General features: G+C 64.0%; 22 protein-coding genes and 1 pseudogene. 8 read left to right on the top strand and 15 right to left on the bottom strand.

What is annotated here, in order from left to right; translation table 11 throughout:
* Positions 1 to 10: 10 nt before the first annotated feature.
* The 6 genes and pseudogenes from ACZ6JE_RS02450 to ACZ6JE_RS02425 form a co-directional block, all read right to left on the bottom strand.
* Positions 11 to 2,560 carry a family 78 glycoside hydrolase catalytic domain gene (locus ACZ6JE_RS02450; RefSeq protein ID WP_464318177.1) on the bottom strand — a complete coding sequence of 850 codons (2,550 nt, stop codon included), beginning with the start codon at positions 2,558 to 2,560 and terminating at the stop codon, positions 11 to 13.
* 29 nt (positions 2,561 to 2,589) lie between these two features.
* On the bottom strand, positions 2,590 to 5,028 hold the full coding sequence (locus tag ACZ6JE_RS02445; protein WP_464318114.1) for a glycoside hydrolase family 3 C-terminal domain-containing protein: 2,439 nt from the start codon (positions 5,026 to 5,028) through the stop codon (positions 2,590 to 2,592).
* Positions 5,025 to 6,314 (bottom strand): MFS transporter, encoded by a 1,290-nt coding sequence (locus ACZ6JE_RS02440; protein ID WP_464318113.1) that lies wholly within the window; start codon positions 6,312 to 6,314, stop codon positions 5,025 to 5,027. The genes ACZ6JE_RS02445 and ACZ6JE_RS02440 overlap by 4 nt, the downstream gene beginning before the upstream one ends.
* Positions 6,315 to 6,369: 55 nt before the next feature.
* Positions 6,370 to 7,815, bottom strand: a complete 1,446-nt coding sequence (locus ACZ6JE_RS02435) for an NAD-dependent epimerase/dehydratase family protein (protein ID WP_464318112.1) — start codon at positions 7,813 to 7,815, stop codon at positions 6,370 to 6,372.
* Positions 7,816 to 8,063: 248 nt separating this feature from the next.
* Positions 8,064 to 8,810: pseudogene (locus ACZ6JE_RS02430) on the bottom strand (transposase); the annotation flags it as partial.
* Positions 8,811 to 8,924: 114 nt separating this feature from the next.
* Positions 8,925 to 9,419 carry a MarR family winged helix-turn-helix transcriptional regulator gene (locus tag ACZ6JE_RS02425; protein WP_464318111.1) on the bottom strand — a complete coding sequence of 165 codons (495 nt, stop codon included), beginning with the start codon at positions 9,417 to 9,419 and terminating at the stop codon, positions 8,925 to 8,927.
* 90 nt (positions 9,420 to 9,509) lie between these two features.
* Here ACZ6JE_RS02425 and ACZ6JE_RS02420 point away from each other — a divergent pair, with 90 nt between their 5' ends.
* The gene (locus ACZ6JE_RS02420; RefSeq protein ID WP_464318110.1) at positions 9,510 to 10,439 is read left to right on the top strand and encodes an NADP-dependent oxidoreductase; all 930 of its coding nucleotides are present in this window, start codon (positions 9,510 to 9,512) and stop codon (positions 10,437 to 10,439) included.
* A 231-nt stretch (positions 10,440 to 10,670) separates the two neighbouring features.
* The gene (locus ACZ6JE_RS02415) at positions 10,671 to 11,000 is read left to right on the top strand and encodes a hypothetical protein (protein WP_464318109.1); all 330 of its coding nucleotides are present in this window, start codon (positions 10,671 to 10,673) and stop codon (positions 10,998 to 11,000) included.
* A gap of 140 nt (positions 11,001 to 11,140) precedes the next feature.
* Here ACZ6JE_RS02415 and ACZ6JE_RS02410 read toward each other — a convergent pair whose 3' ends face one another.
* On the bottom strand, positions 11,141 to 11,647 hold the full coding sequence (locus ACZ6JE_RS02410) for a MarR family winged helix-turn-helix transcriptional regulator (protein WP_464318108.1): 507 nt from the start codon (positions 11,645 to 11,647) through the stop codon (positions 11,141 to 11,143).
* Between the two features lie 58 nt (positions 11,648 to 11,705).
* Here ACZ6JE_RS02410 and ACZ6JE_RS02405 point away from each other — a divergent pair, with 58 nt between their 5' ends.
* Positions 11,706 to 12,893, top strand: coding sequence for an FAD-dependent monooxygenase (locus ACZ6JE_RS02405; protein WP_464318107.1), 1,188 nt, complete (start codon positions 11,706 to 11,708; stop codon positions 12,891 to 12,893).
* Positions 12,894 to 12,953: 60 nt separating this feature from the next.
* Here the strand turns inward: ACZ6JE_RS02405 and ACZ6JE_RS02400 are convergent, their stop codons facing one another.
* Positions 12,954 to 13,130, bottom strand: coding sequence for a hypothetical protein (locus ACZ6JE_RS02400; RefSeq protein WP_167627354.1), 177 nt, complete (start codon positions 13,128 to 13,130; stop codon positions 12,954 to 12,956).
* An 85-nt stretch (positions 13,131 to 13,215) separates the two neighbouring features.
* Between ACZ6JE_RS02400 and ACZ6JE_RS02395 the strand changes: the two genes are divergently transcribed.
* Positions 13,216 to 13,656: a hypothetical protein gene (locus ACZ6JE_RS02395; RefSeq protein ID WP_464318106.1), complete on the top strand. Its 441-nt coding sequence runs from the start codon at positions 13,216 to 13,218 to the stop codon at positions 13,654 to 13,656.
* Between the two features lie 83 nt (positions 13,657 to 13,739).
* On the top strand, positions 13,740 to 14,570 hold the full coding sequence (locus ACZ6JE_RS02390) for a hypothetical protein (protein ID WP_464318105.1): 831 nt from the start codon (positions 13,740 to 13,742) through the stop codon (positions 14,568 to 14,570).
* Between the two features lie 259 nt (positions 14,571 to 14,829).
* On the opposite strand, the gene ACZ6JE_RS02385 is transcribed toward ACZ6JE_RS02390, so the two are convergent.
* Together ACZ6JE_RS02385 and ACZ6JE_RS02380 are read right to left on the bottom strand one after the other, a co-directional pair.
* Positions 14,830 to 15,483: an NAD(P)-dependent oxidoreductase gene (locus tag ACZ6JE_RS02385; protein WP_464318104.1), complete on the bottom strand. Its 654-nt coding sequence runs from the start codon at positions 15,481 to 15,483 to the stop codon at positions 14,830 to 14,832.
* Entirely contained in the window at positions 15,480 to 16,262 is a 783-nt protein-coding gene (locus ACZ6JE_RS02380) for an inositol monophosphatase family protein (RefSeq protein WP_464318103.1), read from the bottom strand. Before ACZ6JE_RS02380 ends, ACZ6JE_RS02385 begins: the two co-directional genes overlap by 4 nt.
* A gap of 66 nt (positions 16,263 to 16,328) precedes the next feature.
* On the opposite strand from ACZ6JE_RS02380, the gene ACZ6JE_RS02375 reads away from it, so the two are divergent.
* Together ACZ6JE_RS02375 and ACZ6JE_RS02370 are read left to right on the top strand one after the other, a co-directional pair.
* A complete protein-coding gene (locus ACZ6JE_RS02375; protein ID WP_464318102.1) occupies positions 16,329 to 17,264 on the top strand; it encodes a LysR family transcriptional regulator in 936 nt (311 codons plus the stop codon).
* Positions 17,265 to 17,499: 235 nt separating this feature from the next.
* Positions 17,500 to 17,751: a hypothetical protein gene (locus ACZ6JE_RS02370; RefSeq protein ID WP_464318101.1), complete on the top strand. Its 252-nt coding sequence runs from the start codon at positions 17,500 to 17,502 to the stop codon at positions 17,749 to 17,751.
* 46 nt (positions 17,752 to 17,797) lie between these two features.
* Here the strand turns inward: ACZ6JE_RS02370 and ACZ6JE_RS02365 are convergent, their stop codons facing one another.
* Positions 17,798 to 18,274: a DUF6578 domain-containing protein gene (locus ACZ6JE_RS02365; RefSeq protein ID WP_464318100.1), complete on the bottom strand. Its 477-nt coding sequence runs from the start codon at positions 18,272 to 18,274 to the stop codon at positions 17,798 to 17,800.
* 126 nt (positions 18,275 to 18,400) lie between these two features.
* Here ACZ6JE_RS02365 and ACZ6JE_RS02360 point away from each other — a divergent pair, with 126 nt between their 5' ends.
* Entirely contained in the window at positions 18,401 to 18,841 is a 441-nt protein-coding gene (locus tag ACZ6JE_RS02360; protein ID WP_464318099.1) for a hypothetical protein, read from the top strand.
* A gap of 25 nt (positions 18,842 to 18,866) precedes the next feature.
* On the opposite strand, the gene ACZ6JE_RS02355 is transcribed toward ACZ6JE_RS02360, so the two are convergent.
* The 4 genes from ACZ6JE_RS02355 to ACZ6JE_RS02340 all read right to left on the bottom strand — a co-directional run bounded on the left by ACZ6JE_RS02355 (position 18,867) and on the right by ACZ6JE_RS02340 (position 24,654).
* Positions 18,867 to 19,331, bottom strand: coding sequence for a hypothetical protein (locus ACZ6JE_RS02355; protein WP_464318098.1), 465 nt, complete (start codon positions 19,329 to 19,331; stop codon positions 18,867 to 18,869).
* Positions 19,331 to 20,221, bottom strand: coding sequence for a TIR domain-containing protein (locus ACZ6JE_RS02350; protein ID WP_464318097.1), 891 nt, complete (start codon positions 20,219 to 20,221; stop codon positions 19,331 to 19,333). The genes ACZ6JE_RS02355 and ACZ6JE_RS02350 overlap by 1 nt, the downstream gene beginning before the upstream one ends.
* 99 nt (positions 20,222 to 20,320) lie before the next feature.
* Positions 20,321 to 20,884, bottom strand: coding sequence for a recombinase family protein (locus ACZ6JE_RS02345; RefSeq protein WP_464318096.1), 564 nt, complete (start codon positions 20,882 to 20,884; stop codon positions 20,321 to 20,323).
* Between the two features lie 1,472 nt (positions 20,885 to 22,356).
* Positions 22,357 to 24,654 carry a hypothetical protein gene (locus ACZ6JE_RS02340; protein WP_464318095.1) on the bottom strand — a complete coding sequence of 766 codons (2,298 nt, stop codon included), beginning with the start codon at positions 24,652 to 24,654 and terminating at the stop codon, positions 22,357 to 22,359.
* Between the last annotated feature and the right edge of the window lie 130 nt (positions 24,655 to 24,784).

The raw sequence follows: 24,784 nt of genomic DNA, 5'->3' as shown, positions 1-24,784 counted from the left end.
GATCCGTCTGTCAGTCGGCCACCCGGCACTGGAAGTGGTGGACGCCGCTGACGCTCTCGTGCTCGCTCCCATCCGGCAGGACAACGCTGCAGCTCGTCGACACCGGCACGTCGACACGAAGGGTGAACAGGTGATCCTCCAGGGTCCAGGACGACGAAGCCTGACCATACGGCGTCAGCACGCTGCCTTCGGCGGATGCTAGGCCACCCCCGGGCTTCGGAGCGACACGGAATCGGCGGTAGCCGCCCTCGATGGGTTCCAATCCGGCCACTCGACGATAGAGCCAGTCGCCGACGGCTCCGGCCGCGTAGTGGTTGAACGACACCATGCCACCACCGGAGTCCTCGTCGTCCTTGCCGCTGCTCAAGTCGGCCGTGTTGACCGTTCCATCGGGACGCAGGGCGTCCCAGCGTTCCCAGATCGTCGTGCCCCCGGATTCGACCATGTAGAGCCAGGACGGCATCGAGGTCTGCAGGAGGAGCCTGTACGCATCGTCGAGACGCCCACTGTCGGAGAGGGCGAACAGGATGTACGGGGTCCCTGTGAATCCCGTCGTGAGGTGGCCTCCGGCTTCATCGATGAGCCGAGCGAGGTTCGCCGCCATCGCGGTGGTTTCTGCACCGCTGGTCATTCCGAAGTGGAGTGGCAGGACGTATCCGGTCTGGAACTCGTCGTCGAGCGTGCCCGCTCCGTCTGTGAAGACTGTCCGGTAGGCGGAGACGATCTCGTCCCGCAGGCGTCGGTAGTACGTCGCGTCGGCGTGCTTTCCGAGCAGCTCGGCGATCTGCGCCACGATTCCGCAGGAATTTGCGAAGTACGCAGTCCCGATCCATTTGCCTTTGCTAAGCCACGAGCGAACGGATCCGGTCGGGGCGGCCCAGTCTCCGAAATGGAAGGGGAAGCGCCAGATTCGACGTCGATCCCGCCGGACAGAGAACACTCCGGACCACCACTTCGCCGCTTTCAAGAAGCGAGTCATCGTGTCGTACTGGCGGCGGAGCATCCCGAGATCCCCGCGCGCCAGGTATTCCGCCCAGGGTGCGAGCACGCACACGTCGCCCCAGCATGCGGTCGCCATGACGGGTACGGCGCCGCCCGGGTGCGGGACCACCATTGGGATGCCGCCTCCTCGACCCTGCTCGGCGGAGACGTCCTTCAGCCATTTGTCCAAGAAGCGGGACATGTCGAAGTTGTAGGAGGCGGTCGTTGCGAACACGGCGTAGTCGCCGGTCCACCCTTCCCGCTCGTCGCGTTGGGGGCAGTCGGTGGGGATGTCGACGAGATTGGAGCGTCCGCCCCACTGAATGGCGGACTGTAGACTGTTCAGGAGCGGGTTCGAGCAGGAGAACGATCCGGTTTCAGCAAAATCGCTGTGGAGTACGATTCCCGTCAGTTCAAGATGTGACGCATCGATGCCGCTCACCCCGACATAGCGGAAGCCCATATAGGTCAGCCGTGGTGAGTAGGTCTGTTCTCCATCGGTGCAGGTGTACGTTGCGGTGGCTTTCGCCGTTCGCAGGGACTTGACGAACAGCTCGCCGTCGACGAGCACCTCGGCGTGCCGGAAGGTCACGGTCTGCCCCCGTGTGCCGCGGATCTTCGCGCTGATGACTCCGGCAAAATTCTGTCCGAGGTCGTAGACGATCTCTCCACTCGGCGCCGTGGTGGAGGACACGGGCTGCAAAATCTGCTGGGCGCGCACGGGGAGTCCGTACTGGGCCACGATGTCGGGTTGCGACTTCGGCACCGTGAGGTCGGCTGCTTTCCACCGCTGATCGCCGGGCTCGAAGGTCGCATCGACGACCTCGCCGTCATACCATTCGGCCATCCGGATCGGGCCGTCCGTGCTGACCTCCCACTCCGGGCCCGTGGCGATCAGCTCGGTGGTTCCGTCCTCGTACTCGAGACGCAGCTCGAGGAGGAACGCCTGCCGATCGGCATAGATCTTGTTCTTGCGCTTGTAGGTGAACGAGCCGACGGCCCATCCCCCGGCGACGGTCGCGGTGATCGTGTTCGATGCCGTGATCTGATCGGTCACGTCGTAGCTCTGGTACTGGATGTGGTGTTCGTACGAGGTGAAGCCCGGAGCGAAGTAGTCGCGGCCGACCTTCGCTCCGTTGAGCTCGAGTTCGTAGACGCCGAGCGCTGTGGACTCGATCCAGGCTTGCCGGATCCCTGTCCGCGCAGGGAACGTCGTCCGGAATGCCATTGGGACGGGCGATTGCTTGGCGGGGGTGACGTAGGCGACGTCGGTGATCCATTGTCCGGTCCAGGCCGTCTCCAGCCGCCCGGTGCGGAACGAGGTCGTCGCCTCGGCCACGTCGCCGCTGGTTCCGGTCGCGGTGACGTGAACGTGGTACTCCGTGTGCGGTCGCAGCGGTCCGGTGTAGACGGTACCGATCTGGTCGTTCGTGGTCACCTGCCAGCCCCCGACCCGGATGGTCGCGGTGAGCAGCGCCTCGCCCGGAACCTCGGATGACAGCGCGAAAGCGATGCGGGGTGGCGCGTCGGTGATGCAGCCGGAGGTGAGGCCGTCGATGGAGAGTGAGGTGATTTTCATCAAGGTTCCGTTGCTCGAGTTGTTCGACGTCAGGGGCGACGACAGAAGGCGCGGATCGCGCGGATCGGATGGCCCGCTGCGAGGCTGGCGAGCCCCGCAGCGACGTTGTAGGGAAAAGCGCCCGAGGATGCCATGACCATGGCCCGAAGGGAGTTGAAGGGCATCATCCGCACCAGGAAGTGGGCGTTCTTGACCCGCGAATCCCGCTCGAGGCCGTCGGGCAGTGCGATGGCCTCACGATGCTCCCGGTTCACGCGAGACATCACGGCGGTGAGCATGATCCGACCGAGGACGGATCGTTTGGCATCGATCAGGCGGGTCTCCATACCGAGCGTGCGGCCCGACGCGGCTTCGGAGACAGGCTGTCCGAGAAGCCGCGGGAAGCTTGCCGGGATTGCCAGCGGCGGTCGGGCGTAGTCCGAATCGATGTCGCCCGAATACGGCGATCGCGAGGCGTGACCCTCCTGAACCGTCACGGTGCTCGCCAGTCGGATGTCCGTGGCCGACGCTGCGATCAGGATCTCGTAGTCACCGTCTTCGAGTACCCAGTCGTGGCGTGAGACGTCCCAGTACGACAGGTCGGCGAGATCGAACGTCAGGGTCGCCAGCGTGCTCGATCCGGCGCTGACGGCGACCCTGTTGAAGGCCCGCAACTCCTTGTCGGCCTTGAAGACCTTGCCACGATTGTTGCGCACGTAGAGCTGCACCACTTCGCTGCCATCGCGGTTGCCGGTGTTGACGATCTCGACCGTCGCCCGCATCTGGTCATCGATCCTTTCGACCTGGAGGTTGCGGTAGTCGAACGTGGTGTAACTCAGGCCGTGGCCAAATGGGTAGCGAACCGGGGTGCCGGCCGCGTCGTGGAAGCGGTACCCGACGTAAATGGATTCGTAGTACTGCGCGATCGCACTGCGGTCGAAATCGGCCGCAGAACTCGCTTCAGCTGCTGTACGAGTCCAGGTCTCGGTGAGTTTGCCGGAAGGATTCTGCTCTCCGAACAGCAGCTGAGCGACGGCCTCTCCCCCACTCATTCCGGGCAGGTACATGTCGAGGATCGCGGCGAGGTCATCGGCGAAGGGAAGTTCGACCGGAGCGCCGGCGAACAGCACCACCACCACCTTCGCACCGGTATCGATGAGTCCGCGCAGCAGTTCGGTCTGGTTGCCCCCCAGCTCCATGGACTCCCGGTCGAAGCCTTCACTTTCTTCGAGGTCGCTGAGCCCGCCGAAAAACAGAACCGTGTCCGCGGATTTCGCGGCCTCGATGGCTTCGCCTTCGAGGTCCGGATCACGCTCGGGATACATGCTCCGATAGCCTCGCGCGTAGGCATAGCCGATGTCTCGCGACTCGAAGGCCTCCTGCGGGGAGACGACAGTCGTGGGGTTGATCAAGGACGACCCGGCTCCCTGGAATCGCATCCGCTCGAACATCTCCCCGACGACGAGGAGCGAGCCCGACTCGGCCGACAGTGGCAGGATGCCGTCGTTGGCGAGGAGAACCGCTCCCTCGACTGCGATTCGGCGAGCGAGGTCAGCATGAGCCGCAGGATCAGGCTCGGGCGCCGCGGTTTTGGCGCCGGTCGAGCGTTCGATGAGGACGAGCATCCGCCGCACGGCCTCGTCGAGGGTCGCTTGCGTGATGCGACCGTCGCGTACCGCGGCGGTGATCTCCGATCTGTTGTGCGGGTTGTCACCGGGCATGTCGAGTTCGCAGCCGGCGTTGAGGCTGGCGACCCGATCGTGGGCCGCCCCCCAGTCGGTCATGACGACTCCATCAAAGCCCCACTCGTCGCGAAGGATCCCCGTGAGAAGCGACCCGTTGTCGGAGCTGAAGGTTCCGTTGATCGCGTTGTAGGCGCACATCACGGTGAACGGCTTGGCGAGCTTGACGACACGTTCGAACTGCCTCAGGTAGATCTCCCGGAGCGCCCGTTCGTCGACGAGGCTGTCCCCGACGAAGCGGTAGTTCTCGTTCGAGTTCGCGGCGAGGTGCTTCACCGAGGTGGCGACCCCCTCACCTTGAACCCCGTTCACGAACGCTGTCCCAAAGACTCCCGACACGAGCGGGTCTTCGGAGTAGTACTCGAAGTTGCGGCCGCAGAGTGGATTGCGTTTGATGTTGATTCCTGGCGCGAGAAGCACCTGAACATCGCGGTCGATGCTCTCACGCGCGATTGCCGCTCCCATGAGGCGGGCGTTCTCGGGATTCCAGGAGTTCGCCACGGTCGACGACGGGGGGAAAGCGGTGGAGGGCACGTTATCGGCCACCCCAAACGCACCAGTCGATTCCCTCACCCTCCGTACACCGTGCGGACCGTCGGTGAGATAGAGCGAGGGGATGCCCAGACGTTCGACGCGGTTGGTGTTCCAGAACGAGACGCCCTCGAGCAGCCGCACCTTCTCGTCCAGTGTCAGAGCTGCGACGAGATCATCGACTGCTGGCGTGGTGGTCTGCACATCCTCGGTCATCGGACACTCTTGACGAAGAACGAGGTGACTCCCGCGCCAAGCGCCAGGACCGCCCCGGCGAGGAACAGGGCCGTGTAATTGACCGAATCGATCGAATCGAGCGCCAAGAGCGCCGCGCCGGCAACGGGCGCGATCGCGGTCGAGAGGACGGCTGCGAGGTTGTAGATGGACATCCACCGTCCCGCCTGGTCGCGTTCGGGAATCAGATCGCTCGCCAGCGCCACATCGACTGATCCGAACATTCCCGCCGATCCCAGGATGAACAGAACGGCGGCGATGAACAGGCTGAAGCCGTCCGTGAAGGCCATGAGGGTCATACCCGTGGCCGCGAGCACTGCGGAGATCATGATGAAGATGCGACGCCGCTTAAACTTGTCGGACAAGATGCCTGACACCACTGCGAAGGTCATGGTGACGACGATTCCTATGCCTCCGACGAGCGCGAGATTTGCGCCAGCCTCTTCTGCTGTGAATCCGAGCCGGTCCAGCATGAAATACAGCTGGTAGGTGGAGAGAAAAGCGAGAGTGGTCTGCATCAACAGTTTGCCGACCCACACGAGCGAGAAATCCGGATACCGGAGGGGGTTGAACAGCAGCAGTCGGAAGGTGTGACCGATAGATGTCTGAGGGAGTTCGATGTCAGGCTCCCGTGTCATCACCATGAAGATGGTCCCGAACAGGGCCAGCGCGGCGACGGGCAGCAGGAACAGCACGAGGACGTTTCCAGTGAAAAGGCCACCAATCGAATAGCCGAGAACACCGGCGAGTTGCGTAGCGACTCCCACGATGGCACCGATAGCTCCTCGCTGCGCCTCGGGCACTCGCTCGGCGACGATCGGAAGGATGGCCGCGGTGTTGCATGCCGCGCCGAAACAGACCACGACCCAGCCGAAGATGACCATGGGGATCGAATCGGCCAGCGCGACCATCGTCGATCCGCCGCCCAATACCAGGAGCCCTCCGATGAGCCAGGGGCGTCTGCGTCCGATGGGTGTGCGGGTCCGGTCGCTCAAAACGCCCGCGACCGGTCCGGCGATCAGACCGACGATCGCCCCGGCTGTCGAGACGACGCCGAGGGTCACCACCTTAGAATCGGGTGCGAGCAGACCGATCTTGTACGGCAGGCTGAACAGAGCCGGCATCAGCACGGTCAGGTAGAGCCCGAAGTTCAACAGTCCGAAGAGGATGAGGAATCTCCTGCTCACTTTCTTCTCGGGCTGCGGAGCATCAGGGGCGAGGCTGAGAAGTGCCGCTACGGCCGGGACGGGTGGTTCTTCAACAGTCATGGGTGACTCCGTTGTCAGGGGCGAAGGACACGCCCGGGGTGAGGTGTGGGATCTCTCAGAGAGCCGGTACGAGCTGGGCCAAGAACTCATTTCTCGTCGCCTGAGCGGGGTAGCCTGCGACGTCCCGAACGCACGTGGGGCACCAGTGTCCGGCTGTGAGGATGAGACGGGGACTCCCGGAAAACTCATGGCCGAAGGCACACCTCCATGTCAGAGGCGTTGCGATGTCGCCGGGTGTCACACCCTCTGAGACGAGCGAACCGCCCCGGAACGACGCAACTTCGAGATAGTCCATTGCCGTCCATTCCGATGAGGGCTTCGACTCGTCGTAGCCGTGGTCCAACTGGTGGGGGTTCCGGTCCGGGCGCGGAGGCCAGAATGTCGACCAGTCGCCGATCGCGTCCCACTCTGCTCGGGAGCCGAAGAACGCGGAGATCCCGTTGTCGTCACCCGCGCGCACGTAGGCCATGGTTCCGCGGGGCTGGTAGGTGAGGGGCTTCATGACCAGGTTCTTCACCACCCAGCCCGGCACGCGTCCCGCTGACCGAACGGTGCGCGGAGCTGCGGCGATCGCGCGGGCCAGGGCAGCCTCGAAGGTGTCCTCGCGGAAGGGAACGAGTTCGTTCAACCGGTCGGAGTCGGTGTACCACTGACCGTGGAAGTTACGGGTGGCGAACCAGTGCCGGTTGTACCAGGCACGGACGTCCGAAACGCCTGTAGCGCCGGCAATGCCTGTCTGCAGTTCCCAGTTGGTGAGTCGCCAGCCCTCGCCGCCGCCGATGTTGTAGATGCCTCCCCAGAGTTCGTCCGGGACACCCGCTGAGCAAACCCCTACCGCCAGGCGTGAGGCGTCCTCGACAGACACCCACTCCATCACGCCGCCGAGGACGGAGTGGGTCATGATCGGATCGCGGATCTCGAGCATGCCGGGGTGGAAGATTCCTGTCTGGCGAAGCCACGCCCACTTTGGCAGACCCGCCTCGATGAGTTCTTTTTCCGCGATGATCTTGCTCTGCCCGTACTCGTCGAACTGCGACACGCGCAGCGGGTCACCGATGCGCCCCCAGTGGTGCGGTGGAGTGCGATCCCCCGTTTCCGCGACCGTACCTATGCCGACGACCGCGATCGCGGAAGGATCCGGCTGCATTTTGACGGCCCGAATGATGTTCCGGATGCTTCCGACATTGACCGAATGGGCCAGTTCCGGATGCTCGTCGGCGAACGGCGAGACGACGGCACCGACGTGAATGATCACGTCGCTCCCACGGACGCACCGTTCGACGGCGTCGTAATCGGTGAGGTCACCGAACACCACTGAGAGATTCTGCATGCTCTCAAACTCGCGGATGGCCGCGGTGTCCTTCGCGCTGGGCAACACCAACGCGGTCACCTCGTATTCGGGATGCTTCCCGAATTCTTTAAGAATCGATCGACCCCAGTTCCCTGCGGCACCTGTGAGAAAGACGCGCCTCGATTGAGAAGTGGCGGTGGATTCAGGCATGACGGACTCCATTGATCGCGTTCCACGGCCCGTGAACACTGCGCTAGCGCGGGCTAGTTGTCAGCGCGATGCTATATTTAACGACGAAGGTTAGCAAGTTCGAGATGGGATATCCGTGGCCAGTGAGACCGCGGACGTCTTGCGCAGACGGATCTTGGCTGGGCCCTGGAAGCCGTTCGCGTGGGTCGCGGGCCCGCAGGACCTCGAAGCACTGCTCGCGCAATCCCCCAAGCAGATCTGAGACCAAATCCGATGCATGCTCTAGCCGCCAGGACGCCGGAAAGGAAATAAACGCAAGGTGCCGCGGTCGCGCCGTCATCGGCTTCCGCGGGGCGTTCGCTGATCAGGACCATGTCGCGGATCTTCGACCACGACGCCCGCCTGGCCTCGCCCCGGTGCCGGCGGATCGCCCGCCCGGTGCGGAGGTGTTTATGCAGGTCAGCGCGCAGGTGCCCGCGGCCCTGGACGAACAGGGTTTGGTAGATCGTCTCGTGGGACACGTGCATCTCCGGCCGGTCAGGGAAGGACTTGACCAGGTCATCACGGATCTGCTCCGGGGACCAGTTCCGCACCAGCCGAAGCTCGACCTGCAGGGCAAGCTCGACCCGGTCCAGCTTCCGGGGCTTCGGGCGCCGCGCCCGTTCCCGGGATCGCTTCTGGGCGGCGTAGGGGCGGTAGGTGCCGCTCGCGGAGGCGTTCCTTCTCAGCTCCCGACTGACCGTCGAGGGCGACCTCCCGAGCGCTTCCGCGATCGCCCGGACGCCAGCACCACCCAGGCGCAGGTCAGCGATCTGGAGTCGTTCTTCCTGGCTGAGGCATCGGTCCGAGCGTGGCTTGTGCGCGAACGGATTCCGCCCGCCAGCTGCTTTCACCCATCGGTATCCCTGGCGTCGGTCCACACCAACAGCATCACAGGCCGCCGTCCACCCAAGACCCTGTCTCAACAACTCCCAGAACCGTGCTTCCAGGGAACGGTTTTCTAGTCTGGATCGCATTCGCAGCACTCCGAATCACGGTGGTGTTGCAACGACCAGCTAGAAATTAAGGTCCCTTATCGAGACGTGATGGCCGGGGAGCAACGACGCTCGCATGCGCCCAGAGATGACGGCTCAACGCGGCGGGCGCTTCCGTGCCGAACGGGGTGGTGCCGCCCGGAGGTGTTCACTCACGCGGCCGAGGATGCGGGCGAGGTGCTCGGCGTCGTCCTCCGCCACGGGGGCGAAGAGGAGACCCCGGACGGTCTCGATGTGTCCCGGGAAGACTGCCGCCAGGACATCACGACCGGCGCCCGTGATGGCGACCACCGTACTGCGCTCGTCGTCGGGCGACGGAGAGCGCGAGATCAGGCCGCGCTGCTCGAGCAGCTGCGCCTGGTAGGTCAATCCGCTGCGACTGTGGACCACCCCGTCCGCGAGATCAGTCATTCGCTGACGCCCCTCGGGGTCATCGCCCAGGCGCGCGAGGAGCTGGAACTGCACGTAGCTCAGCCCGCCCGCCTCCCGCAGCTGCTTCTCGACCGAGGGCCGGAGGAGCGCACTGACCTCGGTGAAGGCGAGGTAGGCGGCGAGCTGGGCCGGCGTGAGGGCGGGCGAGGGTTCGGTCATGTCCCGAGCCTACCTGTTGCTTCCAGTTCGAAGTACTAATACGTTTACAGTGTTGCTTCGAACTCGAAGCACATGACGAAGGAGATAATTATGAAGGCAGTGCGTTTCACCCAGACCGGCGGACCCGAGGTCCTTCAGCACGTTGAGGTCGAGCAGCCCGCCCCTGCGGCGGGTGAGGTGCTCATCCGGGTGGCAGCATCCGCCTACAACGCCGCCGACGCGGGCATGCGGGGCGGGTTCCTGCCCATCCCGGTCGCACTCCCCCATGTGCCCGGCTACGACGTCTCGGGGACGGTCGAGGTTCTCGGCGACGGAGTCGCCAGCCTGAGCGTTGGCGACGAGGTCGTCGGCTTCCTGCCGATGGAGCGGGACGGAGGCGCGGCGGAGTTCGTCATCGCCCCGGCCGACGCCCTCGTCACCGCCCCGACGAGCATCGCCCTGGTCGACGCGGCGGCCCTGCCGTCCGTTGCCCTGACGGCGTGGCAGGCACTCGTCGACGACGGTGGCCTGCAGGCCGGACAGCGCCTCCTCGTCGTTGGGGCGGGCGGGGTCGTCGGTAAGTACGCAATCCAGCTCGCCAAGCGCCTCGGCGCCCACGTCGTCGCGACCGCGAGCCCCCGCAGCGCCGACGCCGTCCGGACCGCCGGCGCCGACCAGGTCATCGACCACACCGAGACCGACGTCACCGGCGCCCTCGACGGGCAGGTCGACGTGCTGCTCAACCTGGCACCGCTTGACCCGGCGCAGTTCGAGGCCGACGTCGCCGCCGTCCGCGACGGCGGCGTCGTCGTCAGCACAACCGCCTTCATCGCCACGCCCGGCGACGAGTCGCGCGACGTCCGGGCCGCAACGGTGTTCGTACGGCCCAACCGCGACCGCCTCGAGCAACTCATCGCGCTGGTCGACGCCGGCGACCTCACAGTCGAGGTGACCAGGCGCATCTCCCTGGCCGACCTGCCCGCCCTGCACGCCGAGGCAGAAGCAGGCCGCATCGCCGGCAAGGTGATCGTGCTCCCCTGACAGCCACGAGGATGGGAAAGGCTATGGATTACCGGGCCTCATAGGCCCGGTAATCCATGCGTTTCTTGAACTCATTGTTCTTCTGAATTGGTCAGATCATCACCATCCACGTCCTCAGTGGCGCGCTGCTCGAAGTTCTTCCTCGAGACGCAGCCGTCGCCGGTTGAGCCGAGCCAGTCCCGGAAGACCCGTGGCCAATACCCACGCCTGGCGCCTCATGCTCGGAAGGTCTTGTTCTCGCAACTCGGCCGAGACCTCTCGTTGCGCAGCGGCGCCGCTGTTCTTGACAAGCATGCGAGCGCGCTGCATGTCGGGATTGTTGAGGGGATGCGCCGCGATCCGCGCCTGGACGCTGCGGTGCCGAGCGCGGAGCACGGCTACGGTCTTCATTCGCATGAGATTGCCTTCTCTGGGAAACATGGCCAGCTTCAATCGTACGAAGACCAGCGATCGGCAACCTCGACCAAGTGGTCGATATCCATCTGCGCCTGTGGGTTGCTGGCGACCGACGCGGCTGGCCTTTCGCGCGGCGTAGAAAGCGACCAAAGCCGTGACCGTTAGGGGACAGACCGTCTGCGGCCGCACCCCGAGATCGCCCTGACGACGATCCCCTACTGGGACATACGGGCCTCCCATCAGACACGATCGGGGCGCCCTTGGCCCTACGGTTCGTCAGCGTAGAGCGCTCATGCGAGACGGAATCACCTATCGACAACGGGCGGGCGTCCTACCCGGAGCCGGTCCGCAGCGACTGTCGCGCTCTCGACCATCCTTCTGAGGAAGACGGTCGACGTGGCGAGGTCCGAGGGGTCGGCTTCACGGAGGGCAGTGGAGATCTCCGTGACCGACGTCTCCGTGAACGCCCTCGCCCGCTCCTGCGCCGCGGGTGTCGGGCGGAGCGTGACGCGTCGACGGTCGGCGTGCTCGCGGCTGCGCTCGATCAGGCCCGCCGCCTCGAGCCTGTTGACGAGCACGGTCACCGACCCCGACGTCATGCCGATGCGCTGACCGAGACGGGCCGGCGACAGCGGATCGCCGTCGGACGCGGCCCACAGCACCTGCCCAAGCGCCTGCGCATCCGTCGTCGGCAGGTCCATCCACGTCGCCATGTGCTGGTTCAGCTCGGCGAAGGCCACGGCCCAGCCGCGCAGCACTTCCATCACCTCGATCTCGGGAGCCCGCCAGGAAGCCTCGAACACGTCGGTCATCATTCTCCTTCACTGTGCAGTAGCTTTACTGTAAAGCTCAACCTGACCGAGGAGAACCATGAAGAACCGCACTGCCGTCATCTCAGGAGCCAGCATCGCAGGCTTGTCCACGGCGTGGTGGCTGCGACGGACGGGGTGGGACGTCACCGTGATCGAGCGGGCCCCCGCCTTCCGCGATGGCGGCCAGAACGTCGATGTCCGAGGAGCGGCGCGCGATGTCCTCCGTGAGATGCACCTGTTCGACGCCGTGGCGGCACGGAACACCACGGAGACCGGCACGGTCCTGGTCGACGCTCGAGGCGTCGTCACGGCCGAGCTGCCCTCCGACGGGAGCGGCGGAGCGACCGCCGAGCTCGAGATCCTCCGGGGCGACCTGGCGCGCACCCTCCTCGACCACCTGCCCGACGACGTCGAGTTCGTCTACAGCGACACGATCGCGCGCGTCGACGACGAGGTCAACGGCGTCACGATCACCACCGCGGGCGGGCGGCGCCTTCACGCCGACCTGCTGGTGGTTGCGGAAGGGGTCCGGTCGAGGACGAGGGCCCTGGTCTTCGACGAGAGCGAGGTCGAGGAGCGGGACCTCGGCGTGACGATGGTGTTCGGCACCATCCCGCGCCTCGACCGGGACGACGACCGGTGGCGGTGGCACACCGCTGTCCGAGGCCGCCAGATCCACCTCCGCCCCGACCCCTACGGCACCATCCGGGCGATCCTGGCCTACTCGCCGGGCGACGACGTCCTCGGCACGACCCGCGACGAGACGCTGGAGCTCGTGCGGGCGCGCTACGCCGACGCCGGGTGGGAGGCCCCGCGGATCCTGGACGCCCTCGCGACGTCGCCCGACGTCTACGTCGACCAGCTCCAGCAGGTCCGCACGACGACCTGGCACCGCGGGCACGTGGTGATGGCCGGCGACGCGGCGTGGTGCGTCACGCCCATGGGAGGAGGGGGCGCCTCCCTGGCCCTCCTCGCCGGGCGCGTCCTCGCGGCCGAGCTCGCAAGCACCGACGACCACGGCGCGGCCCTCGCCGCGTACGACGCCTGGATGCGCCCGCTCGTCGACGACGTCCAGGACCTGCCCCGCGGCCTCACGGCGTTCGCCTACCCCCAGACCCGTGCCGGACTCGCCCTCCGCAGGGTCGTCGACAAGGTCATGACGTCGCGAGCGTTCCGGCCCGTGACAGCGAAGCTCACCGCGGTCGCCGAGACCAACCGCACCCTGCCGCCCCTCACCGCGCGGTGAAAAGGGCCACCACCGCCATCGATCGGAGGTTAAGTGGGCCCGCGCCCGGCAGCGGATCCCCTATCGGGAATCGTCACCGCTCTGCATCGAGCCGTCCTGCTCGAGTCGCGATCGAAGAACTCTGATCGTGAGGACGAGGGCGTATGCGCCCAACGCCAAGACGATGACCACCAGGAACGAGGTCAGGATCGAGAGACCGGCGGTGAGCCCGGCAAGCTGACTGAGCTGAGACATCATCAATCAAGGCTAACCATCCGAAACTACGGTGCCGGTCGAGGATGGCCTAACGAGACAGGGCAGGCATACCGCTACGTTCATCACCATGAACCCTGCGGATACCGTTTCCCCGGCTCTACGCGCGGGCCTTCGTTGGGCAGCACTGGCAGGTTCGGTGGTCCTCGTCGGCGCCACCATCGTCGCCGTTCAGTCGAAGAGTTGCGGCCGCGGGGTCCACACCTCCGAAGCAGCCCTGAGGGCGTTGATCTCGGCCTCCAGGGACGCGTCGGACACTCATGACGTCTGCCGCTACGTGACACCGGGATTCGAATACACGATGTCTGACGTCCGCACCATCGCGAACACCATCGGGACGATCGACCCCGCCGACGTCACCGTCACAACGACCGACCAACTCGGCACCTTGGTGTTCTTGACCACTTCCACCCCAGACGGAAGTGCCTCGCTCGACATCACTGCCACAGACAACGAGGGCAAACGAGCGACGATCGATCTCGGTTCTTACCCGGACCCCGACGACCAGTAGCCGATCGGCTATCGGGCACTTTTCGGGGAGATCTAGCTCGTGCTGGGGATGCGCCACGGTGTCTTGCTTCCTAGTCTGATGGCATGCAAGGAGCAGCTGTCACGGGTGGTCGAGCCGCCAGGTGCGGACTCATCCTGATGGCCATGACGGCGGCGTCCGTGATCGCGGCGAGGTCGACGGGGCACGGCGAGGTCAGTTTCGTGCTGCTCCTGCTCGAGCTCGATCTTCTGTGGATGACGTTGCTCGTGACCGGGCTCATCCTCCGCCGCCGGAGTGAACCCGTCCGGGCTGGCTGGCAGCGGATCGCTCGAGCGCTCCCGCCTGCTCCCGTCGCGCGTGCCATCGGACACGAGGTCGCGGCGCTTCGAGCACTGGCGTGGGTGGTGCAGCGACGACCTCCGACAGTTCCGGTCGGCGCGCTGCCTGTGCCTGCGAAGAGCGGGACGGCGGTTCTCCCGGCGGCCTTCGTCGTGGCGAGCGGCGTCGAGATCACCGTGCTCCATCTCGTTCTCCCGTACCCGGCTCTCGCCACAGCGCTGACGGCGCTGAGTGTCTACGGTGTCGTCTTGTTACTCGGTTTCGTGGCGGTCAGGTGGCAGCACCCGCATTACCTGACCGAGACCGACCTCGTCATCCGCACTGGCCGCCACGGGGTCGCGACGGTGCCCCGCAAGGACATCGCCTCGGCCCGCGTGCATCGTGACGGGACGACGACGACGCCGGCAGTCGAGGGGACGACCGCGCGCATAGCGACCCTCGCCGGATGCAACATCGCGGTCACCCTCAGCGCACCGGCCTCGGTTCGCCTGAACGCCTCGCCCCGCTCCACGGCCCACCGTGTGACGGAGCTGCGTTTCGCAGCCGACGACACGGCAACGGTGATCGACGGCCTTCGACGAGATCACGACCGCTGACCGGTCAGCGATCCCCTATCGGGCAGGGCACACGTCGCCTCTCCGTCCGTCCGGCAGCCGACCGTCTAACGGGCACCTGGTCTGCCGGCTTCCAAGAACCGCGGACCGCCTTAGACCCCGTTTCAAACCGGTCGCCGTTTCTGGCCGGCAGATCCGACCGCCGCGCGAGTCCACCCGAAATCGATCGTTTCTGCGTCCTGGTTTGCCTCCCTTGCGAGGCTTGAGTCGGGCCACATCAGTGAGCCCTTCACACCAGTGGTCATCTCCTAGCTGGACTTGTCAATGGGACGATTACTCCCCGCACGCCTGTCTGCGCGGCGTCGAGCATGACGGATGCGACACTCGCTCGGCTGATGGAGGCGGGGAAGAGCCGAGGAGGAACTTGGCCCAGGAGAACCGCGCGGGGGGACGCACTGTCCGGGCGGTTACTCAGCGGGCCGGCGTGGACCACCGTCCCCCCGGCGTCGAGGACAAGGGCGTCGGCGCGGACCTTATCCTCGATCTCCGCGCGCAGCACGACCCGGAGCAGGCTCCGGGTGACCGGCCCGGCGGAGGCGGCCGAGGGGCCGGTACCGAAAGCGCCCAGCCAGACCATCCGCTCGGGTCGCGCGGCAATGACCGCGCGGGCACCGGCGCTGAGCACGCCACCCTGTTCCCCGCCGACCACGCCGAGGCCCGAGACCACGATCGTGCTGTCGCGCAACGCCTCGGCGATGCTGTCCGGGTCGGTGACGTCTCCCGCTCGTCGCAGTAACCGTTCTCCGTCGGGGACGTCGATGCGTTCGGGGCGGCGAGCGACGGCCACCACGGTGTGCCCGCGGTCCAGGGCCTGACGGACGAGCTGGAGACCGGTCGCGCCCGAGGCACCAAGTACGGTGATCCGCAACGGTGCGACGTTCGGGGTCGTGCTCATCGCAGCGCCCCCAGGATTGCCAGAGCGGCAGCGTGCACGCCGGGGGCAGCGGCCACGTAGCCCTCGCTGGTGATGCTCCAGGGTTCGCCGTCCACGTCGCTCACCACGGCTCCGGCCTCGATGGCGATGAGGACCGGGGCGATGTGGGAGCGCAGGTTCTCGAACTGCCAGTGCACGTCGGCGCGACCGGCCGCGACGTGGGTCATGTGCTGACCTACCGGGATCGACTGACGCACCGTCAGGGCGCTGCGCATCATGGCCGCCATGGCCCGTCCGCGCAGGTCAGCGTGGGCGGGATCACTGCTGGGACGGGCCTGACCGGTACCGGTCAGCGCAAGGGCGAGGTCGGTCTTGCTCGAGACACTCAGCCGGGCTCCGTTGAGAAAGGCGCCGGTGCCGACGATCGCGGTGAACGTCTCCGAGACGGCCGGTGAGTGCAGCGCCGCAAGGACCACACGGCCCTCGCGGACCAGGCTGACGCCGATGTTCCAGTCCGGGGTTCCCTGGATCGCGTTGAGGTTGCCCCCGACCGGGTCCACGACCCACCAGTCCCCGGCCGGCATCGGACCTTCACCGTGTTCGTCGGCGGTCCATTGTGATCCGGGCAACGCGGCAAGCAGCGCGGGGCGCAGGCTCGCGGTGACGGCGTCGTCGTTGGCGGCAAGCGCCGCGGTCAGTTCGGGTGCGGTGGTGAAGCGCCGTTCGGGGCGCGTGATGCCTGTGGCGGCGGCCGCCATGGCGGTGGTGAGGGTGTGAAGGAGTTCTTCGTTTGTGGGCATGGCTCTACCGTGGCTGGCATCCTGGATGAAGTCCAGTGCAACCTTGTTACTGTTAGATTTACCGGCATGCACTTGGATCTCAATTTGCTGACGGTGCTCGAGGCGCTCGTTGAGGAAGGCAGCGTGGCCGGGGCAGCCGCGCGGCTACGGCTCTCTTCCCCAGCGGTGAGCCGCAGCCTCGGCCGGATACGCCGCCTCACCGGCGATGAGATCCTCGTGCGCACCGGTCGGACGATGACACGGACCCCCTACGCCCTCGCGGTGCGTGATGACGTCGGAGAGCTCCTGCGTCAGGCGGGTCAGCTGCTTGCCCCGAGCGGGTCGCTCGATCTCGCCACCCTGGAGCGAGTCTTCACCCTGCGCGCTCACGACGCGCTGACCGCGGCGATCGCCCCCGCCCTGGTGAGCGACGTGCTCAAGCGCGCGCCGGGGGTGCGACTGCGCTTCCTGACCGAGACCCCTCAGAGCACCGACGACTTGCGACACGCAGTGGTGGACCTCGAACTCGGATCCAGCGTGCCCACCGCCCCGGAGCTGCGTCACGACGTGCTCGGCCGCGACCCCCTGCTGGTGGTGCTGCGACGGGGGCATCCCGCCGCCACCCGGTTGAACGTACCTGTTTACGCCGCTCTGCCGCACGTCGTGGTCTCCCGGCGCGGACGCCTTGCCGACCCGGTCGATGATGCTCTCGCCGAGCACGGCACCCAACGCCTCGTGGTGGTCAGCGTGGGCACCATCGCCGCCGCCGCGCAGATCGTTGCCGGCACCGACGCCGTGCTGACTGCTCCCGGCGGAATGATCGACTCGGCCACCGCGGCATTCGACCTCGTCACCACCCCGGTTCCCTTGAACTTGCCGTCCCCGCAGGTGGTCAGCGTCTGGCACCAGCGCTCGGACTCCGATGCGGCGCACGCGTGGTTGCGAAAACGTGTCCGGATCGCGGTGGAAGCTCTACTGAACGACGTCGTGCTGATACCCAGCAACGCTGCGGCGTCGTCGTAGGTATGGGCCTTGACGAGTTCAGCCACCGCGGTAGCCGAAGAGCACCAGGAAAAGGGACGGGCAGCGCTCCACGGGCGCCCTCGATCGGTCAGCGATCACCGGCGGAGACTAGCCACTCCCCCGCAGCTACGGGGTGCCGGCTGTCTCGATAGGTCAGTCCGAATCTGATCTCGATGAACGATCCCCTACCGGGACGCAGCCTGATAGCTGGAACCCATCGCATAGGGTCGCGTGCATGACGGAGATGAAACGGCGTAGCGTCCTCGAAAGAATCGTTGGGAAACCTCTCCCGTGGCTTGCGTGGGTGTGGGCTGCTCTGGCCTTGATTTGGATCGTCCTGGCCATCGTCGAGCCGTCCCGATTGCGTACGTTCATGGCGATCACCTGGTCGATTCTCGCCATCGTGCAACTTGGCGCCGCCTACCACGCCCGCAGGAAAGAGCGGAAACAAGATCCAACACCCGAGGCCGACACCACAGCCCACTGACCCCGTCTAAGTGCGCGATCGTCTATCGGGCACCCTTCAGGCGCGACTAAGCACCCGGCGACCTCGTGTTTCCTGACGCTTGCTCGACGGTGACGATGTAGCCGTAGCGAACTTCTTCGTCTCCCTCGTCAAAGATGCTCGAGTAAGACCGCCACCCCGAGCTCTTGATGTCGCTACTTTGCAAGGGGCTTCGCGGCGAAATGGTGCTGCTAGTCCACGAAGCTGAGGTGTCCACCACCTCATGCAGACCAGCCGCACCACGAACAGGAACGATGCCCTCGGCTGACCGCATCTGACGACAGCGAACGCTCTGGATCGCAGCCACCTGTCCCCGCACACGGCGAGACGCTTGCACGACCCCGTCGCCGTACGTGTCGTACTGCCACTCAACGGCGAGACGATCCCCGAGCAGCCGAGTCACCCAGGCCGTATCGGCCGGATACACCGTCCAGTCCACGATGGCACCCGACTCGACAAGGAGGTGGTCTTCTGCGATCTGCCAATCAGTGAGCCACACGAGCATGACGCGATCCTCGCACCCCACAAGCGACAGGCCCACCAATCGAGCACGTGTGGCAAGTGCTCGTTCATCTGGCCCGGCTACCGATGGTCTATCGAGACAGGCCTGACATACCGCTACGTTCATCCCATGGACTCTGCGGACACCGTTGCCTCGCCTCGACGCACGGGCCTTCGTTGGGCAGCACTGGGAGGTTCGGTCGTCCTCATCGGCACCACCATCGTCGCCGTTCAGTCGATGAGTTGCGGCCGCGGGGTCCACACTTCCGAAGCGGCCTTGAGGGCGTTGATCTCGGCCTCCAGGGACGCGTCGGACACACGTGACGTCTGCCGCTACGTGACGCCGGGATTCGAGTACACGATGTCTGACGTCCACACCATCGCGAACGCCTTCGCGACGGTCGACCCCGCCAATGTCATTGTCACAACGACCGACCAACTCGGCACCTTGGTGTTCTTGACCGCTTCCACCCCAGACGGAAGTGCCTCGCTCGACATCACTGCCACAGACAACGAGGGCAAACGAGCGACGATCGATCTCGGTTCTTACCCGGACCCTGACGACCAGTAGCCGATCGACTATCGGGCGGACACTCCTAGAAAGCGAAGGCTTGACCGCACACGAGGCAATGAACGGGAGCTTGGGTCTCATCTGGGACCTTGATCGGCTCCCAGGCGTGACAAGGGGACGCGAGAATAATCATGTCGTCCGGCTCCACCATGGGATCAGGTTCCGCAGGCTTGTCAAAACTCCCCTTCTTCGTGACCTTGACGTGCTTGCTGTTGAGCCCACGAAAGGCTTTCGACAGCTCATCGTCCATAAGTTGCATCGCGGCAGGCATGGCCATGCCCCTGGTGTATTCGACTTGCTCAGTCGTCCACCACTGGTCAAGCCCAGCAGGCTGGCCACAGAACGGGCAGTAGTAAGCAGACGCCGAAGGCTGATGTTCAGCATCCTCATTTGCGGGCCCGTCGTGCCATTTGAACTGCTTCAAGCAGTTGGGGCATTCCCTGCGCATGAAGCCGTCGTTATCCAGAGGTATTGAAATCGAAATATTCACTAGTCCCCACTTACAAATTCGTCTTGCTCGATTGGAACTCCGTCAGCCGTTCGGGCACGCAGTTTGACGGTGAAGTAGGAGCGCTGAACCTGACTGAAGGACGCGGGCAGGCGCTGAAGGACTCGAACTGACTTGCCGACGGGCAACTCGGGAACTGGCAGCTCATCCGACGTTCGAAGAGTGTCGTCGTCCTCCGAAGCGGCGGCCGTCAGGTCGTAGACCGAGCCGGGACCCTGATTAGTGACGATGACATCAGCAAACTTATTTCCGCCTCGTTCAAACAAGCGAGCCGACAGTCGCGGCAGCCCGGAAGTCTCAGAAGAAGGCAACTTGCGCCCTAGCGGTAGCCCGTTTCCAGGCGGACCAGGCGGGGTTAGATCACCCGCCTCGTGCCAATCAGTGCCCTGCATCCGAACGTCGCACCCTGCCGTCAGAAGACGGTTCGCGAGGTCCTGCCTCTTAGCTACTGAGTTGTCGAGCCGCACGCTGTGGCGGCCATGAATGTCGCTGAAAACCTTGACCTGTCCGAGCTCGACGATGAGCGTCCGATCTGGGTTTCGTCCCATGGCCATGCCAGCCTCGTAAAGCACGTTCGGTCGCGGTTGCATCTGCGGGGCCGTCTCCGGGTCCCCTGGGTAGGTCAGCGATTCGTGAAGGTGCGCCACATCGTCGGGTGTTTGAAGCACGATTACGGCCTGCGCTCGTTCGAACGCTGCATCTAGGACGTCTCCGATGTAAGGGGAAGCGCTTCCGGTCATGGCCAAAGCTTCAGACCATTCGATGGGGAGCAGACCGATGGCCCGAAGGTACTCAAAAAGCCCTTTTCTCGCAGCCTCGTTCCTCCCGTGGATTACGAAGACACTGCGAGGGTCAACACCGCTGGTGATCATGCCTCAAGAATACGCAGACATCTTCCACATAGTGATTTAGCGCCAAATCCAGTAGCCCAATTGAGCCCAGGCAACCGCTGGAACCCACTCAGGCGTAGGTCACTCCGCGCGCTGGATGGCTCGATAGACCGTTGACCGTGCGACGCCGAAAAGCTCGGCGATCTCGCTCGTCGTGTGGGCGCCGGTGCGGTGCAGCTGCACCAGGTGCTTCTCCTGAGACGTGGTGAGCTTGGGCTTGCGGCCGCGGAGCTTGCCGGCAGCCTTCGCGATCGCCATCCCTTCACGGGTGCGGGCACGGATGAGGTCGGCCTCGAACTCGGCCACCATCCCGAGGACGTTGAACAGCAGCCGGCCGACGGGATCGGTGGGGTCGTAGACCGCTCCCCCAAGGTTAAGCGCGACGCCCTTCTTCGTTAGCTCGTCCGCGATGTCGGTCGCATCCCGGAGTGAACGCGCTAGGCGATCCAGCTTCGTGACGACTAAAACGTCGCCGGCACGGCACGCAGCGAGGGCCTCGCGGAGGCCCGGCCGTGCTCGAGTCGTGCCCGAGAGGCCGTGGTCGACATACACGTGTTGATCGTCGACACCGAGTGCTGCAAGACCGTCGCGTTGTGCTGCTAGATCTTGTCCCGAGGTTGAGACGCGGGCGTATCCGATGAGCATTCGACGACTGTAGCGTTTAGAACCCCATTACCGGGCATTTTTGCGGGACAGGCATACGCGAATCCGCAGGCCAAACGCTACTTGACCTCAGTGAGCCCAGGACAGCTCGAGCAGGTGTCCCGATGAACGACCGCCTAACGGGCGCCCGGCCTACAGGATTCCAGAAACCTCAATCTCACGTCGAACCTATTGGTTCACAGAATCAGCTGGTACGACCGCCACCTAAAGGCGCATTCTCTTGCCCGCGTCTGCATCTGAACTGCACGCTGCAACAACAGTCCAGGTTGGAGATCCATACATTGATCCGTTGTAGGTTGCCTCGCGACCGACAGCTACAGACAGGTCCTGAACGATGACCGTGGCCGAAGAAGGTGGGACATGTGCCAGATCAGACCAAGGTTGACCGATGTAAGTTGCGAGAGAAACGGGTCCAGCACTTGGTAGGCGGGTGTTTTCTTCATTTGTCTCAGTCGCATCTTTTCCCGTCGTGCAATCACTCATTATTGCAACAAGCTAACACCCAAGAGCCGTCGAACGTGGAATACGCATATTCGTCACCAGCAGAAATTTGGTGTAAAAGGGAAAGTTGTACTACTTAGACAACCAAATAGTCTCTCCCGGACTGAATCCAGCCAAAACTGTGTGCCCGGTTTGGGTCGCGACTGGTACCCCCGAAGCGGTGAGATATCCGCTAACAGAAAGATGAACAGCATCAAAATCAGTAGCAATAGTCTTCCAATTTGGAATAACCCAAGGACCATCCAGGACAAACCGCTCTCTATACATGGCGTCTCTGGTTCTCGTGGCGCTTAGGGCATATTTCTCCACTAAATAAGACCAGCTTGACAAGTCGCTGATAGAATAAACTCTGCTACCCAGAGAAACATCGACATTTGAGTGGTCTAGAACATCTGACGTGGTTGCATCCTCTCGAAATATCGCACCTCCAGCAGCTGCAATCTGCTTTTCCGAGTACGTCGAAATTAGCCGTGCCTCAATGGGCACAGACCACCAGCTACCAGCAGAGCTACGTGGCGGTCGCCCCCCTAGCCCCCATGATGTTCGAGCCGTCTCCGCTGCAACCATTCCGTTGTGCCATGACTCGAGTGCATCCACGACGTGTTGTCTAGCGGAAGGGTCGACCGAGTCGCGGAAGCGGGGCTCGACTTGCGTCTCTCTGTCAAACCTCATGATCCACGAGTAGTCACGGAAGACCCCTGCTATTGCCTTGTAAGCGTGTCCGGTGCTTTCAATTAATCCTTCGATAGGGGCGGACGAATCAGCCTGGCCCCAGTAGGTAGCTGAGTCAACGGCACGCTCAAGCTCGCCTAAGAACGATGTTATTCCCCAATCCTTTTCAGCTCGATGATGACGACGCAAATCCTGGGACGCGCCCACCAGCAGCTTTCTACCTTGTGGACTCACTAACAGATCTTTTTGTGACGGAATACCTTCAACCACGGTGCACCAACCTAAGCACGGCAGAGCGAGTTAGTGACGCGTGAATAGTTCAGCGCCCAGTAGACCGTACCCTTGTAGACAATACGACCTTTATTAACTGCATAGTATCTTGAGTTTGTGTAGCTCTTGCACGGAATGTTAACATTTTTTTGCACAAAGACTAGGTTACCGGATCGTCTAAACTCTTTTACACGATCGGGACTATCCGATGCTTCTTCCGTGTCACCAACACGAATCGCCCAACCAATGACATTTTTCCGATATGTCGTCGTGCGGGTCGACGCATGCGTAATGGGGCTGTCACACTGCGTCACAGGCTTGTTACCGAGTACTTTTCCACCGCCGGACGTGCGCCGATGGACGTCGGGCGATATGAGATCGCACGGTCCAAATCGAATTGCTACTACCGCATTGTCTGGGGTCTCAACGTCTGGGTCGCGGTCTACATACTGAGCGTCCTCCGTCCAGTATGGGTCCATTGGGTCTTCTTCGGCACTGGCCGATGCAGTAAAGCGAGAGAGAGGAGACATCACGGAAATCATATTAGAAGATCCACCAGACACGCCACGTAGAGCCACGCGCCACGCGTAATCCGCGCCATCCTTAAGCGTTCCCGATTTGACTATTAGTGCATCCTTGGACCAAGGCGTTACCAGAATCGGCGCACCCGCCTCTTCTCCGACTTTCCAGATCGTTACCTGTCGCTGCACACTGGCATCGAGAACATCGTTATCCGAAACTGCGACGTCAAGCGCCGGCTCGGGCGACGCAATGCTTCCATTCTCTGGGTACATCAGCACGTCCTTGGAGGCCCAGTCTCCTATTCCGAATTGGAATACTGCCAGGCCGCTGGAGCGCACACCACTACTCGTTGAGGAGGCTGAAATGGAGTGTGAACCGCCCCTGGTTGGCACTGCAATACTTACCGAAGAAGTGTTTTCAACGAGAGGCAAAAAATCGATATAACCATCTACCTCGACGCGTAAAGAATCATTCGATCCCGCGGCCGCCGGAGCAATAATGTTGCAAGTTATATCGTCCTCGGGGATGGATGTAGTCCAACTGCCATTCGCATAGGGTGCTGGGCATGAAATGGTGGGAGCGGAGGCGCCTACATACCAGCCCTGAAGATCAAGGATGAAGTGGATGGGGTTTGCCCCGTTGTTCTTGATCCGGATCTTGCCGTTGGCGCCGATCTGGGCGATGACGGTGTTGGACCGGATGTTGCTCGGAACGTAGTTGATCGACGTCGTAGCCGGCGCAGCCGTGCCGTCGGGCCAGACGACCGCAGACCCGCCGGTACTGGAGCCGTTGATCGCGCTGAGGGTCATGGCGACGGCGGTGAGGCCGGAGCCGGATGCCGGGATGCCTTTTACGCCGGCGACGGGGATGCTGACTTCCGCGCCGCCCTGGACGACGCTGTAGGGGCTGACGCGTGTGTCGGCGATGCGCGCAGCTGCGGGAGTGAAGACGGCTCCGCCCTCGCTCTTGGTGAAGTAGCCCTGGATGTCGACGATGACGTCGATGGCTCCCCCGGTGCCGGTCGTCGCGGTGATGGTCAGCTTGCCTGCCGCGCTCAGTCCGACCTGCGCGCCGATCGAGGTCGCAAGGCCCCGGGCGTCGCCGGGGTAGTTCAGCGAGTTCGACGGTTTCGTCGAGCCGGCGGCATATGGGGTGATGAAGCCGGAAGTGGTGGTCTGGTTCACGACGATGAAGTTCGCCGCGACAGCCGTCGCACCGGCCGGGACACCGTTCTGCCCGGTGATCTGGGCCGTGATGCTCTGCCCGTTCCCGAGCGATGCCGCGGGGGCACCGACACCGCTTCGGGTGTCGAGGACGCGCTTGCCCGGGACGGGCACGAACCCGCCGGCTGCGGTGCCGTTCTCGCTCGAGGTGTAGTAGCCCTGGACGTCGATGATGAGGCGGTTGGCCTGCTCGGTCATGAGCTGGATGGTGCCATCGTCGGCCACGGCGAGGATGCCGGTGTTAGAGAAGTTCTGGTCGTTGATCCCGCCGTAGTTCAGCAGCAGCGACGCCTGCGTCGACGAATCCGGCCGACCCTGCAGGTTCCCGTTAGTCGACGGGTTCACCACCGTGGCCATCACCGACACAGCAGCAATACCGTCAGCGGGGAGGCCCGCCTGGCCGGCGACCTTGATCGTCCGCCACTGCTTCGCCGGCATAACCGTGTTGTAACCGCCGGTCCCATTACCGGTATCGAGAATTCGGGCCGTCGCGGGAACAAACAGTCCCCCATCACCGGTATCCGACAACGCGCTCGCACTCGGGACCACGAAGAATGACGCCACCAACGCCAGAGCTATAGCAATACCGACTGCAGCCGCTCGCATTCGCGACCGCCCCACCAACACCATCGAGCGCATGAGCCCCTCCAGACGGACTCCTCCCTGGAGTACCGCGGCTGAGCATAGGGAGCAC

Source organism: Frigoribacterium sp. AC759 (genome assembly GCF_979256015.1).
This window is presented reverse-complemented; position numbering and strand designations above follow the sequence as displayed.

Excerpts from the sequence above, each read along its gene's own strand:
- ACZ6JE_RS02385 (WP_464318104.1), bottom strand. The coding sequence starts at position 15,483 with ATGAGCACGACCCCGAACGTCGCACCGTTGCGGATCACCGTACTTGGT.
- ACZ6JE_RS02450 (WP_464318177.1), bottom strand. The coding sequence starts at position 2,560 with ATGAAAATCACCTCACTCTCCATCGACGGCCTCACCTCCGGCTGCATC.
- ACZ6JE_RS02445 (WP_464318114.1), bottom strand. The coding sequence starts at position 5,028 with ATGACCGAGGATGTGCAGACCACCACGCCAGCAGTCGATGATCTCGTC.
- ACZ6JE_RS02440 (WP_464318113.1), bottom strand. The coding sequence starts at position 6,314 with ATGACTGTTGAAGAACCACCCGTCCCGGCCGTAGCGGCACTTCTCAGC.
- ACZ6JE_RS02400 (WP_167627354.1), bottom strand. The coding sequence starts at position 13,130 with ATGATGTCTCAGCTCAGTCAGCTTGCCGGGCTCACCGCCGGTCTCTCG.
- ACZ6JE_RS02425 (WP_464318111.1), bottom strand. The coding sequence starts at position 9,419 with ATGACCGAACCCTCGCCCGCCCTCACGCCGGCCCAGCTCGCCGCCTAC.
- ACZ6JE_RS02370 (WP_464318101.1), top strand. The coding sequence starts at position 17,500 with ATGACGGAGATGAAACGGCGTAGCGTCCTCGAAAGAATCGTTGGGAAA.
- ACZ6JE_RS02395 (WP_464318106.1), top strand. The coding sequence starts at position 13,216 with ATGAACCCTGCGGATACCGTTTCCCCGGCTCTACGCGCGGGCCTTCGT.
- ACZ6JE_RS02375 (WP_464318102.1), top strand. The coding sequence starts at position 16,329 with ATGCACTTGGATCTCAATTTGCTGACGGTGCTCGAGGCGCTCGTTGAG.
- ACZ6JE_RS02405 (WP_464318107.1), top strand. The coding sequence starts at position 11,706 with ATGAAGAACCGCACTGCCGTCATCTCAGGAGCCAGCATCGCAGGCTTG.
- ACZ6JE_RS02365 (WP_464318100.1), bottom strand. The coding sequence starts at position 18,274 with ATGCTCGTGTGGCTCACTGATTGGCAGATCGCAGAAGACCACCTCCTT.
- ACZ6JE_RS02360 (WP_464318099.1), top strand. The coding sequence starts at position 18,401 with ATGGACTCTGCGGACACCGTTGCCTCGCCTCGACGCACGGGCCTTCGT.
- ACZ6JE_RS02380 (WP_464318103.1), bottom strand. The coding sequence starts at position 16,262 with ATGCCCACAAACGAAGAACTCCTTCACACCCTCACCACCGCCATGGCG.
- ACZ6JE_RS02345 (WP_464318096.1), bottom strand. The coding sequence starts at position 20,884 with ATGCTCATCGGATACGCCCGCGTCTCAACCTCGGGACAAGATCTAGCA.
- ACZ6JE_RS02420 (WP_464318110.1), top strand. The coding sequence starts at position 9,510 with ATGAAGGCAGTGCGTTTCACCCAGACCGGCGGACCCGAGGTCCTTCAG.
- ACZ6JE_RS02410 (WP_464318108.1), bottom strand. The coding sequence starts at position 11,647 with ATGACCGACGTGTTCGAGGCTTCCTGGCGGGCTCCCGAGATCGAGGTG.
- ACZ6JE_RS02435 (WP_464318112.1), bottom strand. The coding sequence starts at position 7,815 with ATGCCTGAATCCACCGCCACTTCTCAATCGAGGCGCGTCTTTCTCACA.
- ACZ6JE_RS02350 (WP_464318097.1), bottom strand. The coding sequence starts at position 20,221 with ATGATCACCAGCGGTGTTGACCCTCGCAGTGTCTTCGTAATCCACGGG.
- ACZ6JE_RS02390 (WP_464318105.1), top strand. The coding sequence starts at position 13,740 with ATGCAAGGAGCAGCTGTCACGGGTGGTCGAGCCGCCAGGTGCGGACTC.